We start from the raw sequence: 14,357 nt of genomic DNA, 5'->3' as shown, positions 1-14,357 counted from the left end.
TTTTATGCCGTCTTTTTTGTCCTAACTTATTACTTTTTTACCAAGTCTATTAAGGATTTTCATGACTCATTCTCAAAAACCTACCTTTGATACTTTTAAAGGTTTATTTAATGAAACTGAATTTGTTTATCGTCATCTAGGTTCTAACGATGCCAAGCAAGCTGATATGCTAAGTGCTATTGGTTATAAAGACATGGCAAGTTTTATTAATGATACGGTTCCTGAACCAGTACGCATACATAGAGAGTTGGATTTGCCACTTGCGATGAGTGAGCATGCAGCGCTTGCCAAATTACGTACTATGGCAGACAACATTACCGTTAATAAAAGCTATATTGGTCAAGGCTACTCACCTGTGCGTATGCCAGCAGTGATTCAGCGTAATGTACTTGAAAATCCAGGTTGGTATACTGCTTATACGCCTTATCAGGCTGAGATCGCTCAAGGTCGTCTAGAAGCCTTGCTTAATTTTCAGCAAGTTTGTATTGATCTCACTGGACTTGAGCTGGCTGGTGCATCGCTACTTGACGAGGCGACTGCCGCTGCAGAAGCGATGGCTATGTCAAAGCGTATGAGTAAAAGCAAATCAAACCAATTTTTTGTTGATGAGCGTATCTACCCACAAACACTAGACGTTATCCATACTCGTGCTAAGTATTTTGGTTGGGAAGTTATCGTTGGTGATTTTGAACTGGCCAAATCTGGTGACTACTTTGGTGCCTTATTTCAATATGTCGGTGTCGAGGGTGATGTTAAAGACTTAACCGATGTTATTAGCGCCGTTAAGCAAAATAAAACCTACACGTCAGTCGTCAGCGACATCATGAGCTTGGTATTATTAAAATCACCTGCTGATATGGGCGCAGATCTTGCTCTAGGTAGCACGCAGCGTTTTGGTATTCCTATGGGCTTTGGTGGTCCACACGCTGCCTATTTTGCTTTCTCTGATAAAGCAAAACGCTCCGCACCTGGTCGTATCATTGGCGTCTCAAAAGACTCACAAGGCAATACTGCTCTGCGTATGGCGTTACAGACTCGCGAACAGCATATCCGCCGCGAAAAAGCCAACTCAAATATCTGTACCTCACAAGTATTGCTTGCCAATCTTGCTGGCATGTATGCCGTCTATCATGGCCCAAGCGGTGTAAAGCGTATCGCTACTCGTATTCATGCATTTGCGACTGCTTTTGCTGATGTTATTAGCACTGCAGATAGCGATAATCAACTAAACGTCGTTCATAAGCAGTTTTTTGATACCGTGGTAGTTGATTGTGGCTCAGCAAAGCTTGCCACGCAAATCTTTGAGAATGCAGACAATGTTGGCTACAACTTATGGCGTTTGAGTGAAAATAAACTGGGTGTATCATTTAGTGAAATTAGTGATGAAAAAGACTTTAATGTCTTAACTCAGTTGTTTGTCAATAAATCACATGACCTACCCGAAACGGCTTCTGTCTCTTTAGATGCGGAGCATTTACGTACAGACGATATATTGACTCACCCTGTATTTAACTCGCATCATACCGAGCATGAAATGCTGCGTTACTTAAAATCGCTTGAAGATAAAGATTTGGCGATGAACCGCAGTATGATTCCACTTGGTAGCTGTACGATGAAGCTAAACGCTACTAGTGAGATGTTACCTATTACCTGGCCTGAATTTGCAAACGTGCATCCTTTTGCACCGCGTGACCAAGTTGGTGGCTATATCGATATGATTGATAGCTTACAAGAGCAGCTAAAAGCCATTACAGGTTTTGATGATGTCTCTATGCAGCCAAACTCTGGTGCCTCAGGTGAGTATGCAGGCCTGCTGGCAATTCGTCGCTATCATGAATCACTAGGCGAAACAGATCGTGATGTTTGCCTCATTCCTCAATCAGCGCACGGTACCAACCCTGCGACAGCAATGATGATGGGCATGAAAGTCGTCGTGGTCAAAACAGATGACAACGGTAATGTAGATATAGATGATCTTAATGCTAAGTGTGAAGAACACAGCAAAAACCTTGGCGCCTTGATGATTACTTATCCATCAACGCATGGTGTATTTGAAGAAGGTATTCGCAAGATTTGTGACCTCATCCATAAGCACGGTGGTCAAGTCTATATGGATGGCGCTAACATGAACGCTCAGGTTGGTATCATGCAGCCTGCTGACGTTGGTGCCGACGTTCTACATATGAACCTTCACAAGACTTTTTGTATTCCACATGGTGGCGGTGGTCCTGGCATGGGTCCTATCGGTATGCAGGCACATTTGGCGCCATTTATGGCCAACCATACCATTACTCCAGTCCATAATGCGCAAAAGGACTGCTCAGCAGTATCAGCAGCACCGTATGGTTCAGCGAGTATCTTGCCGATTTCATGGATGTATATCGCGATGATGGGCCGTGATGGCTTACTCGAAGCGACCAATCTTGCGCTATTAAATGCCAACTATGTTGCCTCTCAGTTAAAAGGCCACTACCCTGTTCTATACACGGGTAAAAATGGTCAAGTCGCGCACGAATGTATCATTGATATTCGTCCACTAAAAGAAGAGACAGGCATCAGCGAGAGTGATATCGCCAAACGCTTGATGGATTACGGCTTCCATGCGCCAACGATGAGCTTCCCAGTATCAGGTACCTTGATGATTGAGCCAACCGAGTCTGAGTCTGTCGAAGAGCTAGATCGCTTTATTAGTGCCTTAAAATCTATCAAAGCTGAAGCGATGAAAGCCAAAGCGGGCGAAGATGGTTGGACGCTTGAAGACAATCCATTGGTTAATGCTCCGCATACAGCTTCTATGATCACTGATAGCGAATGGACGCATCCATACAGCCGTGATGTCGCTGCGTTCCCACTGCCTTATGTCCGTGCTCATAAGTTCTGGCCAAGTGTGGCACGCGTTGATGACGCTTATGGTGATAAGAACCTAATGTGCTCTTGCCCAAGTATCGAAAACTATATGTAGTATGTGGTAACAGGTAGTCGTCTTAAGTCTTTTATATAAAAACAAACCTTCAAGTCAGTAGCTGATTTGGAGGTTTTTATTTTGTACACTACTTACATATCTATTTAACATGAGCAATTAACACGATTATTTAACGATATACTAAAGCATATTCGTTACTTATTAATGTTCGTTACTTATTAGTAGGCACTGCTGATCTTTATTTAATGCACTTTTTGGACGATAAAATGCAACAAAAAAACCGCGTCATTCTTATTCATGGTCTGCATCAAACCGCATGGATTATGCGACCATTGGCCAAACGCTTGCAAGCCGCAGGCTTTAGTACTCATCAATACGGCTACCGTAGTATGCGTGACAGTATTACGACCAATAGTCAGCGTCTTAATACGTGGCTTGAAAACAACCATCATCCCGACCAGCCGTTAGATTTGGTGGGGCATAGTTTAGGCGGGCTGATTATTCGTGACTTTGTTTACCATTATCCAAAGTGGCAGATTGGACGCTGTGTGACCCTAGGTACACCGCATGTTGGCAGCGTTTGTGCCGATTATATTTGGCGATTAACCCCTGCTATTGTAGGCCGCTCATACGTCGATGCTTTAGATGGGACGGTGGCACCATTGCCACAACATATTACTTTGGGAGTGATTGCGGGTAATAAGCCCTATGGTTTAGGGCAACTGTTTTTGCAGTATCATAATCGAAAATTGCGTAAAGCAGACAAGTCAAGTCCCAAGCAAGCGCTTGTGCATGATGGAACGGTATATGTAGAAGAGACTAAAATTGACAAAGCCACCGATCATATCGTCTTACCTGTCTCGCATACAGGCATGTTAGTAAATGAAACAGTGGCTAAGCAAACTGAACACTTTTTGCAGCACGGAAAATTTAAACGCTGATATTTAACCAAGAAAAATATCCAAACATTTAAACATTGATACCCATCCCTTGCTGCAATTCAGTCTTATGTTGTTCAATCACTGGAATCAAAGTTTGCATCACCCATTCATTGCGCCAGCCTTTTAGACCTTCTGGTAATTCGGCCAAATCTTTATCGAAGGCAATAACCTCATAAAGCTGACCTAACCATTTTTTACGCATAAGCACGTTAGCCGGCACACCAAGCTCTTTAGCTTGCTCATCTACCGCTTGCTGTACCGCTTTTGATAGTACTTTATTTTTCGAGCGGTATGGCGGTAGTAGACACTCTGGATGCTCAGCAGGCGCTAAGTTTTTTGCCTCTTTAATGACCTTTAGCAGCTCCTCACCATAAAGGCGCAACATACTGCGGTGCATCGTCGTCTTATGGGCAAGCGCGCGCATACTGGTTGGCTTTTCGGTGATAATCTCACGCACCGCCTGTTTTTTAATTACAAAAGTACGCGGCTGGTTGGTCGAACGTGCCAGCGCTTCACGCCAAGTAGCCACTGCTTTTAGTATAGCCATCTGCTCTGAATTATAACGATAATCTGCCATCGTCAAATACATAGCTTCATCTTCAACATGCTGCACCTTGTATAGCTCATGAGCATAGAGCTGACAATCCGCCCATACATAATCATATAGACCTTGTCTTTTTAATTCGTACTCCAAACTTAGATACAGTGCTGGTAAAAAACGCACATCATCGATTGCATACTGTTCTTGTTCATCTGACAATGGACGTTGTAGCCAATCAGACTGGCTTTGTTCTTTGTCAATTTGCATGTCTAGCTGATCATCAAGCGCTTGCTGATAGCCCATTTGCAGTTGACCTGTTAAATAAGACAGCGCAATTTGCGTATCAAAAATATTGGTCAATGGCGGACAGCCAGAGAGTAGATAAAAAATACCTAGATCTTCTCCGCAAGCATGCCAAATCGCCACATCGACTTCAGTTAGGACTTGCCATAGTTCAGCTAGTTGCAGTTGCGGGGCATCTAATAAATAAATGTGATCGCCAGTATTAAGCTGCACTAAAGCAAGACGTGGATAGTAAGTGTCACGCTTGATAAATTCAGTATCTAACGCTACCCGCCCGCAAACTTCCAAGGCCTTGATAACCTCGTCCAATTGCGCTTGCTCACGTACCCAAGTGACAGATGCTTCATCTGCTATGTCTAGCAACGCGTCAATATCCGGCTCGGCAGGCATGTCTACCACATTAGTAGCTGCATATGTTTGACCACCGTCAACGCCTTCTTTTGCATCGGGTTGCAAAACATCGTCTTGAGACAAATCATCTTGCGAAAAATCAACTTGAGATAAATTGGTTTGAGCGCTTACATCAAAAGAGCTTAGATCAGACACGGGCAGATACCTGCTTAGATAGAAGAGAATAGAAGAAAAAAGAGCGCTATTAATAGCGCCTAGAGACAATAAAAGAAAATTATAACAAATTAGCGTTCATGTTTTGGAGCGTTTCGTATGACAGCGTCAAGTTTAAAGCCATTATTTACGAGACTAAAACATATAGCTTTTGTTTATATTATAAAAAGGAGCGATTTTGTAGTGCCTGTCCCAATGTCATACTATCTAAATATTCGAGCTCACCGCCTATGGGTACGCCTTGTGCCAAACGAGTGACTTTATTGACATGACGACTCACCGCTTCGCTGATAAAGTGTGCCGTTGTCTGACCTTCAACAGTGGTACCTGTTGCCAATATAAGCTCCTCAACCTGCTCTTGTTTAACGCGCCATACCAGCTGGTCAATGTTTAAATCATCAGCGCTAATACCATCAATCGGTGACAGATGCCCACCTAAAACAAAATAACGTCCACGGTAACCCGCTGTTTGCTCAATGGCCATGACGTCAGCGGCGGTTTCAACCACACATAACAATCCATCATCACGTCTTGGATCTTGGCATAGCGGACAAACCGCATCATCACTGAAGCTATGGCAACGCTGACACTCAACAATATCGCGCATTGCCTCATCAAGTGCTTGAGCGAGCGCCATCCCTTGCGGACGTTTTTTGGTAAGTAGGTGGATTGCCATGCGCTGGGCACTTTTTTGCCCAACCCCTGGTAAAATACGCAGCTGTTTAACCAGCTGATCAAATTTAGCTGTAAGCAAATCTGCTTCCTTTATCTGTAAACCGTAGATATAAAAATGGGGTCGCATCCTATAGATAACAACCCCATCATGGTCCACAAAATGTAGTAATTACAGCAAATTAAGACTTAGAATAAACCTTGCATACCTGGTGGCAGACCCATACCTGACGTCGCGCCAGCCATTGTCTCTTCATATAGCTCATCTGCTTGACGGACAGCATCATTAATAGCAGCAGCGATTAAGTCTTCAATCATATCAGGCTCATCTTCAAGCAAGCTTGGATCGATACTTAAGCGCTTGACCACGTGACGACCAGTCATAGTAACTTTTACTAGACCACTACCCGCCTCTGCTTGGACTTCTTTATTTGCTAGATCCTTTTTTGCAGTTTCAACATTGGCTTCGACCTTTTTTTGCATTGTCTGAGCTTGTTGCATAAGTGCTTGGATGTTCATAATTGCCTCTTTGTTTTATATTGATGAATGATAAATAGCTTTTGATCATAAAGTTAATACGATAACGTTGATTATACCGTCATCTTTATAAACTGTCTAAACCACGCGCCAAATCTTTGATAATGTCTTCCACATCTTCTAGTCCTACTGACAATCGAATAAGCCCATCTTTGACACCAGCCTCAGCGCGCGCCTCAGGGGTAAGCCTAAAATGAGTCGTGGTCGCAGGATGGGTAACGGTGGTTTTGGCATCTCCTAAATTATTAGTAATAGAGACCATTTGTGTTGAGTCAATGACATGCCAAGCAGCTTCTTTTGTGTCGCGATCATTGGCATGGTTGTTAGCAGCAGACGCTTTAACCTCAAACCCCATAATGGCGCCATAGCCATTCTTCATATGATGCTGACGCTTGGTAAGCTCATGAGAGGGATGATCTAAGAGCCCTGAAAAGTGCACTTTACTGACGTTAGTATGATTGACCAAAAACTCTGCCACTTGATTAGCATTGGCACAGTGCGCCTGCATACGTAATTTAAGGGTCTCAAGTCCTTTAGTAAAGACCCAAGCATTGAACGGACTCATGCTAATACCGCCTGAGCGCACAACGGTAAATGCTGCTTGCATCAGCTTATCACTACCGACAAGTGCGCCGCCCAGTACTCGGCCTTGACCGTCCAAGTATTTGGTTGCAGAATGAATAACCACATCAGCCCCTAAGTCTAATGGCCGCTGTAGCGCTGGCGTGGCGAAGCAATTGTCAACGACTAGTAATACATCATTGGCTTTACACAGCTGACTTAAATGACCGATATCACAAATCTGCGCCAAAGGATTACTTGGGCTCTCGCAATAAATCACTTTAGTATTCGGTCGTATGGCACTTGCCCATGCGTCATTGTCGAAGCAATCAACGTAGCTGACTTCAATGCCAAACTTAGCCATGTAATTATTAAATAAACCAATGGATGAGCCAAAGAGCTGGTTGGCTGCAAGCAGATGATCACCTGCTTTTAGGTAGGCCAAGCACATAGTCAAAATCGCACCCATACCTGAGGCTGTGGCAACCGCACGTTCACCGTTCTCGAGTGCTGCTAGGCGACGCTCAAAGGTACGCACGCTGGGGTTAGTATGGCGCGAATAAACGTTACCAGTCTTTGTTCCATTAAAATGCGCAGCGGCATCACTTGCAGAAGTATAGACATAAGAGCTGGTGGTAAAGATAGGTTCGGCGTGCTCTCCTTCATCAGTACGATGCTGCCCTGCACGAACTGCAATAGTCTGCATGCCGTAATCGAGGTCTAAGTCTAAAGCATCATTGCGCCAGTTTGGGTCCAATAGATTTGAATTGCTTTCATCATGCGCTTGCGACTGACTCATAAGTTTTCCGTTACTATGGTTGGTATTGACACTGCTGATTATAGTTTCCATGATACATAAGTCAAAGCGCTTATTATATCATGCTCCCATATATCAGACGTTAGATTTCAGGTATCGCTTTTACTTGTTTGTCTGTTTCAGATTTGAAACACTTAACGTTTATAGTCAGTTTTAAGCACTGACTATGGGTTGTTTTTGAAGGCCTTATGGTTAAATAATAAAACCTAGTCTCAGCTTAAGCTATTATAACAACGTGAGTGACTGCCAATCTAAGAAAAATAACGTATTTTTGATAGGCAGATACTGCATCACCTGCTAAGCTTGGCAGCATTTTTAACTAGGCTTTAAACGTTGCTATTACATACCTTATAAACAATGCTATTATTCCTCCACATTAGTCTATATAAATTTCAGTACATTCTAAAACTTATCAAGGTAAACCAGTTATGTCGATGTTAAGTAGAGAGCCGAGCAGCTTGTCACTGAGTCTAATACTTGGCCTAACATTAGGTCTTAGTGGATGCCAAAGCTTGCCAAAACAGCCGCATCTGCCTGAAAGCCAAGCGTTATCAGCCCGTGTTAATGCTCTATACCAACAAGACAGTAGTCTGGACAATACTCAAGGTAAAAACAGCACCAGCAGTAACAACGACTTAGTGGCATCCATCAGTGAACAAAACGACATACACCCTGAGCTATCAGGCTACCATCCTATTGTCACTGGTGCGAATGCTTTTGCATCACGAAGTATCCTAACTGATATGGCCACTCGCAGTATTGATGTACAGTACTATATTTGGCATGATGACCAAGCAGGTCAGCTGTTGCTAAAAGATTTGTGGAAAGCTGCTGAGCGCGGGGTAATCGTACGCTTACTACTTGATGATTTTAATAACAATGCAAAACTTGATCAGCACTTATTACGTTTTGCCAGCCATCCAAATATCGCTGTACGCATTATCAATCCTTTAATGCATCGTAAGGTTCAAGCGATGAACTTTGTCACCGGTTTGCCCCGTATCAACAGACGCATGCATAATAAAAGCATGACTTTTGATAAACAAATTACCGTTATTGGAGGTCGCAACATTGGTAACGAATACCTTAGTAATGATCAAAGCAGTCAATTTGCTGATTTAGACGTGCTACTTATTGGCAAAGTAGTCGCTGATATTGATAACAGTTTTATGAGCTACTGGTCAGCCCCTATATCCTTCGATATTGAAACGCTAGTCACTCTCGATAAAAACACTACCAGTAATTTTTTGACAGGATTAGATAAATTAGATGGAGATGAAAAGAGCCGTTCTAGCGACAGTTTAACTATTTATAAAGCAGCCATTGAAGACTCCTCTATCGATACTGACCTGATTAACAAGCGCGTACCATTTCGTTGGACAGATATGCAGTTCTTAAGTGATGATGTCGGCAAATTGACCAAAACCGTCCCCACTGACAGCAACTTAGTCCATCAGTTAAGAACCCTACTTGGAAGCCCCTCTGAAAAGCTAACCATCATCTCATCTTATTTTGTCCCAACCAAAGACGGTGTAGATACGTTAGTACAACTGGCAAAATCAGGAATTGATATAAAGATTTTGACCAACTCTTTTAATGCAACTGACGTAACTGCTGTTCACTCTGGTTATAGCAAGTGGCGCCCTCATCTACTCGGCGCTGGTGTTAAAATATATGAGTTAAAATCAACCGCTAGTGAAGAAAAGCGCGAAAACAAGTTATGGAAAGCGCGCAGTCAGTCGTCAACCAGCTTACATGCAAAGACTTTCGCTGTAGATGACCATCAAGTCTTCATTGGTTCCTATAATGTTGACCCCCGCTCAGCTAATATTAACACTGAAATGGGCGTGATTATCAATGACGATGAGCTGGCAAGACAACTACATGAAGCGCTCAGTGACGATCTGTTAAGTCAAGCTTATGAAGTAAAGTTAATAGATAACAATAAGTTACAATGGCATACGCTCGAAAATGGAGAAAAAGTGGTGTATGATTCAGAACCAAAAGTAGATTTGACTGATCACTTATGGCTAACTGTCATGTCTTGGTTGCCTATTGATTGGTTGTTGTAAATACCAACGATGTCTTCTTTTAACGTTATCAATATCATTGCTTATTACATAGTCCAAAAATATTTTTGTCAAAACCTTTTTAAATAAAACGTTCTAAATCATTCCTCTGGCAAACCAGCATCTACCCATGTTGGTTTGTCGTTTTTTATGATGGTCGGTTATCTCATGATGATCGTCTCAACAACCACTTTTATATGTGGATGCGTGATCAATTATGCCCTCTCGTTCTCAATATGCACTGATGTCCTCTAAAGACAAAAATACAGTCTTATTTGTCTGCTTTTGCAGCGCTGTTGCTTTTTTTGACTTTCTGATTTATTTATACATCGCAGACATCGTGTCGTCTGCTTTTTTTCCGACTAGTACCAATCCTGATATCCTAAGACTACAAGGACTTGGGCTTTTTGCAGTGGGTTATTTGGCACGGCCCCTCGGTGGCATTATTCTTGGACGTTATGGCGACATCAAGGGTCGCAGGCCAATTCTATTCATCAGCATGGCTATCATTGCAGGCAGTTTACTGACCATAGCATTTTTGCCCACGTATGCACAGTGGGGCATACTAGCTCCAATCCTATTTATCCTACTTAGACTGATACAGGGAATGGCATTTGGCCTTTATGTCCCATTGGCTTGGGTTTTTGTTGCAGAGCATGTACCGCGGCAGTATCTATCGGTTAGCTGTAGCTATGTAATGGCAAGCTTTTTTATAGGAGTGCTATTTTCTAACGCTTTTTTTGTATGGCTTACTGGCTCTATGACCCCTGAAGAGCTAACCAGTTACGGCTGGCGTTTGCCCTTCTTTATTGCAGCAATCTTGAGCTGTTTACCTTTATTAGTATGGCGTTTTATTGATGAGTCACCATTCTTTTTAGAAGTTAAAAAAGTAAAAACGAATAGTCATACCGCTCAGCCATTTACCTTACTTTTCAAACACTGTAAGCATTCAATATTTATCGGTTTGATGCTAAGTTTGATTATGTCTAGCATTACGACTGTCATCATACTGTTGCTCCCAGACTTGATTGAATTACGGTTTGCTTTAGACAAAGACTTATTTGGGTTTTCACACAGTTTGGGCATTGTGTTTATGATTTTTGGCTGTGTATTTTATGGAATACTATCTAACTACCAGAACTTTGGTAAAATTTTAATAGTCGGCTCCGTTTTACTGATTGCTCAGATGTTTGCGTTTTTCTACCATATGCAAGCTGGCGGTGATTATATCTTGATCATGTATGCACTCTTAGGATTTTGTGCTGGCATCATTGGCATGGTACCTGCTATCTTCGTACAGTTATTTCCAACCAACGTACGCCTGACAGGAATGGCGTTTTGCTACAATGTAATCTATGGACTTGTGGGCGTATCCGTACCTTTCGGACTTGGCTATGCCACTATGTTTGTAAGCTTTTCGCCTGCACTCTATATCGCTTTTATCGGCTTAATTGGCATCATCATGGGGTTTTATTTTTATAATATGCCTGAGTACAAAAAAATCAATCAGTTAATCTAGCAGTATGATTACTCATATTGTCTCGCGTCTGATGACCTACTGTTCTTGTTTTATAGATTTTTCAATCAAACATTGGATGTAATGAAACAGCTGTTTTATCACATCCAATACAAACTTCAAAAAATATTAAGGCTTAACACCCATGGTTGATATGACCAATAAGCGTTTATCAGTTGCTCCGATGATTGACTGGACGACGACGGATTATCGTTACTTTGCCCGTCTGTTTAACCCGCAAGTATATCTGTACACCGAGATGATTAGTACTGGTGCTCTTATACATGGCAACCGTGCGCGGCATCTACGCTTCGATGCATTAGAGCATCCTGTGGTACTACAGCTTGGCGGTGCTGATATCGCCGAGATGACTCAGTGCGCCGAATTTGCTCAGCAGCATAACTATGACGAAGTCAATATCAACGTTGGCTGCCCCTCTGACCGTGTACAGCACAATAAAATCGGTGCCTGCCTAATGGCAGAGCCTAACACTGTGGCCAACTTAGTAACGCACATGCAGGCGGCTGTAGATATTCCAGTAACCGTCAAACATCGCATCGGTATCGATGATTTTGACAGTTATGAGTTTATGGTGGATTTTGTAAAGACGGTAGCTGATGCTGGTTGTACACGTTTTATCGTACATGCGCGCACAGCTTGGCTACAAGGACTCAGCCCTAAGCAAAACCGTGAAATACCACCACTGCGTTACGATGATGTGTATCGACTCAAGCAGGACTTTCCAGAGCTTGATATTGAGATTAATGGTGGTATCGAGACTGTCGCTGATATTGCCACGCACTTACAATATATTGATGGGGTAATGATTGGACGGGCTTTTTATCATAACCCTTACTTACTAGCAGAAGCTAATAGTCTATGGGATCAGCCGATGCCTAAGCGTGCAGATATTTTAGCGCAGCTGTATCCATATTTAGAGGAGCAGCTTATAAAAGGTGAGACACTATCGACGATGGCGCGGCACTATTTGGGATTATTTCAAGGATTGCCCGGAGCTCGTAAGTGGCGACAAGCATTAAGCGGTAAACCGCAGCTGACACTCGATGATATCAAAAAAGCTGCCGACGAAGTTTTGCAACTAAACCCTAATGCTTAATTTGTTTTGATCGTTTTGGTCAAGTATCTTTTGTTCAACTAACTTGGTTTAGGTACTGCCACATAGCAACACCGTTATTGATAATATGTAACAACATAGGCAGTACTAGTGATCCTGACTTGATACGCGCGTAGCAAAATATAAATGCTAGTACCACGATAGTAGTGATTTCATAAATACCATATTGCAAATGAATCACAGCAAAAATAAAGCTGGTCACGATACTCGCTACCAGTGCTCCGCGCTGTTTCGAGCGTGGAGTTGCAGCAAACTGTTCTGCGACAGCCGACCACAAAATGCCGCGAAAAATTAGCTCTTCATATATCGGTGCGACTATCACCATCGCAAAAACGAGTAACCACACTGAGCTGACAGACTGATATAACGGATCTACAAAAACCAGTGGAGACTTATCCAACAAATAAGTCAATGCTTGGCTGCCAATCATAAATACTAACAATATTCCAAACATACCAATGCCAACTACTAAGGAAAATGGCTTGATCGCTAAGTATTCACGTATATCTCCAGATTTTACACGTACAACCAAATAACTCAGTGCCATCAGTAGTATGCAACTGATAATAATCGAAGCACTTACTACGGTTCCATCATTACTACCAAAAAAAAATACATCTCCTACTGTCGTGCTTTTGGTAGCTGGCAGCAATAATCTGCCTGCGACATAAACCCCTATCAACTGACTGACAAAAAAAGCAATGACCATTCCTATGACAAGAGAAAACGCACCTAAGCGTGAAAACAAAGCCGAGCGCTTTGGTTGCAGTGTCATTGTGTTATTCAAAGCAGTAGCACGGTTTGGCATAATAGTAATACTCAAAACAGTAACTTAATAATTCTCATAAATATTTATGATATACAGTATTTAATCACCAGTTAAGTTGACAGTTGCTGCTTTATCAATGCCAATACCTGCTGTGCGACAGATTCAGGATGCTCAAGCGGAAACATATGACCTCCTGCATGGGTCTGATAAGGAATACCCAAGCGCGTTTGAATTCGCTGCGGAAAACGGCGCTTTAAAAATATACTCTCCTCACCGATAATAAGTGTCGCTGGCGGCTTAGGCCGACGATTAGGTGACAGCCAGTACCAAGAAGGGTTGGTACGAAACACAGCAACCTCACTAGTTTTAGGAATGGCTAGAGTGACTTTGCCATCTGCACGCTCATACAAGCCATGCTGAATATAACCTTCAAAGCTACGCTCATCAAAATTCTTAAAAAACCCTTTATGACGCATTTTTTCGTAAGCATCTGCACGACTATCCCAAACATCACGGCGGTTCTTAGAAATACCAGATGGTGACAGTTTATCCATCAGACGATTGTCCATCAGAGGCAACTTGTCAGCTGTCTTTGCCACATGCCATAGTAAGCTTGACTTGCCATAAACCCAAGGCGGATCCATAAGTACTGCTTGATTAAATATTTTGGGAGCGCGGTACAACGCTTGTAGCGTACACATAGCACCAAGCGAGTGACCTACCGCAACCACTTGTGAGATGCCGTGCCTCTCACAGACAGTTTTTACGCTATCGATAACTTGCTGGGTAAGACTGCGCCAGTGATTGTCAACAGGATAGTCTGGGTCGCCCCCTAACATCGGTATATATTCAACCGTAAAAAATTCAGCCAATATCTCAAAAAATGGCTGGTAGACCGCACTTGGCATCCCGTTCGCATGAGCAAAATGAAGGACTGGCTTTTGGGTTATGTTCGATACAGGCAATGATGCAAAGGTCTGCAAATTGATTTCACTCATGACAGGCTCTC

At 42.6% G+C, this 14,357-nt stretch carries 11 protein-coding genes; 5 read left to right on the top strand and 6 right to left on the bottom strand.

Translation table 11 applies throughout. The features are described from left to right. Positions 1–61 precede the first annotated feature (61 nt). Together gcvP and ACTXGH_RS02535 are read left to right on the top strand one after the other, a co-directional pair. Positions 62–2,962 carry an aminomethyl-transferring glycine dehydrogenase gene (gene gcvP / locus ACTXGH_RS02540; protein ID WP_439295847.1) on the top strand — a complete coding sequence of 967 codons (2,901 nt, stop codon included), beginning with the start codon at positions 62–64 and terminating at the stop codon, positions 2,960–2,962. A gap of 227 nt (positions 2,963–3,189) precedes the next feature. Then, positions 3,190–3,864 (top strand): esterase/lipase family protein, encoded by a 675-nt coding sequence (locus ACTXGH_RS02535; RefSeq protein ID WP_439260560.1) that lies wholly within the window; start codon positions 3,190–3,192, stop codon positions 3,862–3,864. A 28-nt stretch (positions 3,865–3,892) separates the two neighbouring features. On the opposite strand, the gene ACTXGH_RS02530 is transcribed toward ACTXGH_RS02535, so the two are convergent. The 4 genes from ACTXGH_RS02530 to ACTXGH_RS02515 all read right to left on the bottom strand — a co-directional run bounded on the left by ACTXGH_RS02530 (position 3,893) and on the right by ACTXGH_RS02515 (position 7,841). Beyond that, positions 3,893–5,164, bottom strand: coding sequence for a ribonuclease D (locus tag ACTXGH_RS02530; RefSeq protein ID WP_439295940.1), 1,272 nt, complete (start codon positions 5,162–5,164; stop codon positions 3,893–3,895). Positions 5,165–5,432: 268 nt separating this feature from the next. Beyond that, positions 5,433–6,026, bottom strand: a complete 594-nt coding sequence (recR, locus tag ACTXGH_RS02525) for a recombination mediator RecR (protein WP_439295849.1) — start codon at positions 6,024–6,026, stop codon at positions 5,433–5,435. Positions 6,027–6,133: 107 nt separating this feature from the next. After that, positions 6,134–6,463: a YbaB/EbfC family nucleoid-associated protein gene (locus tag ACTXGH_RS02520; protein ID WP_299216677.1), complete on the bottom strand. Its 330-nt coding sequence runs from the start codon at positions 6,461–6,463 to the stop codon at positions 6,134–6,136. Positions 6,464–6,548: 85 nt separating this feature from the next. Next, positions 6,549–7,841, bottom strand: a complete 1,293-nt coding sequence (locus ACTXGH_RS02515) for an O-succinylhomoserine sulfhydrylase (RefSeq protein WP_439295850.1) — start codon at positions 7,839–7,841, stop codon at positions 6,549–6,551. Positions 7,842–8,287: 446 nt separating this feature from the next. On the opposite strand from ACTXGH_RS02515, the gene ACTXGH_RS02510 reads away from it, so the two are divergent. The 3 genes from ACTXGH_RS02510 (at position 8,288) to dusA (ending at position 12,561) form a co-directional block, all read left to right on the top strand. After that, positions 8,288–9,931: a phospholipase D family protein gene (locus ACTXGH_RS02510; RefSeq protein ID WP_439295851.1), complete on the top strand. Its 1,644-nt coding sequence runs from the start codon at positions 8,288–8,290 to the stop codon at positions 9,929–9,931. 214 nt (positions 9,932–10,145) lie between these two features. Next, positions 10,146–11,447 (top strand): MFS transporter, encoded by a 1,302-nt coding sequence (locus ACTXGH_RS02505; protein WP_439295852.1) that lies wholly within the window; start codon positions 10,146–10,148, stop codon positions 11,445–11,447. 142 nt (positions 11,448–11,589) lie between these two features. After that, complete coding sequence (gene dusA / locus ACTXGH_RS02500; protein ID WP_439260553.1) at positions 11,590–12,561, top strand: tRNA dihydrouridine(20/20a) synthase DusA; 972 nt, start codon at positions 11,590–11,592, stop codon at positions 12,559–12,561. A 34-nt stretch (positions 12,562–12,595) separates the two neighbouring features. Here dusA and ACTXGH_RS02495 read toward each other — a convergent pair whose 3' ends face one another. After that, on the bottom strand, positions 12,596–13,387 hold the full coding sequence (locus ACTXGH_RS02495; RefSeq protein ID WP_439295941.1) for a CPBP family intramembrane glutamic endopeptidase: 792 nt from the start codon (positions 13,385–13,387) through the stop codon (positions 12,596–12,598). Between the two features lie 71 nt (positions 13,388–13,458). Further along, on the bottom strand, positions 13,459–14,346 hold the full coding sequence (locus ACTXGH_RS02490; RefSeq protein ID WP_439295853.1) for an alpha/beta fold hydrolase: 888 nt from the start codon (positions 14,344–14,346) through the stop codon (positions 13,459–13,461). Between the last annotated feature and the right edge of the window lie 11 nt (positions 14,347–14,357).

Origin of the sequence: Psychrobacter sp. 1Y10 (assembly GCF_052259005.1) — a bacterium.
Taxonomy (GTDB): Bacteria; Pseudomonadota; Gammaproteobacteria; order Pseudomonadales; family Moraxellaceae; genus Psychrobacter; species Psychrobacter saeujeotis.
The sequence above is the reverse complement of the archived record's forward strand: the minus strand, read 5'-3'. Positions and strand labels throughout refer to the sequence as shown.

Coding starts and splice junctions, on each gene's coding strand:
- gcvP (WP_439295847.1), top strand. CDS start 62: ATGACTCATTCTCAAAAACCTACCTTTGATACTTTTAAAGGTTTATTT.
- ACTXGH_RS02535 (WP_439260560.1), top strand. CDS start 3,190: ATGCAACAAAAAAACCGCGTCATTCTTATTCATGGTCTGCATCAAACC.
- ACTXGH_RS02520 (WP_299216677.1), bottom strand. CDS start 6,463: ATGAACATCCAAGCACTTATGCAACAAGCTCAGACAATGCAAAAAAAG.
- ACTXGH_RS02515 (WP_439295850.1), bottom strand. CDS start 7,841: ATGAGTCAGTCGCAAGCGCATGATGAAAGCAATTCAAATCTATTGGAC.
- ACTXGH_RS02510 (WP_439295851.1), top strand. CDS start 8,288: ATGTCGATGTTAAGTAGAGAGCCGAGCAGCTTGTCACTGAGTCTAATA.
- ACTXGH_RS02505 (WP_439295852.1), top strand. CDS start 10,146: ATGCCCTCTCGTTCTCAATATGCACTGATGTCCTCTAAAGACAAAAAT.
- dusA (WP_439260553.1), top strand. CDS start 11,590: ATGGTTGATATGACCAATAAGCGTTTATCAGTTGCTCCGATGATTGAC.
- ACTXGH_RS02495 (WP_439295941.1), bottom strand. CDS start 13,387: ATGCCAAACCGTGCTACTGCTTTGAATAACACAATGACACTGCAACCA.
- ACTXGH_RS02490 (WP_439295853.1), bottom strand. CDS start 14,346: ATGAGTGAAATCAATTTGCAGACCTTTGCATCATTGCCTGTATCGAAC.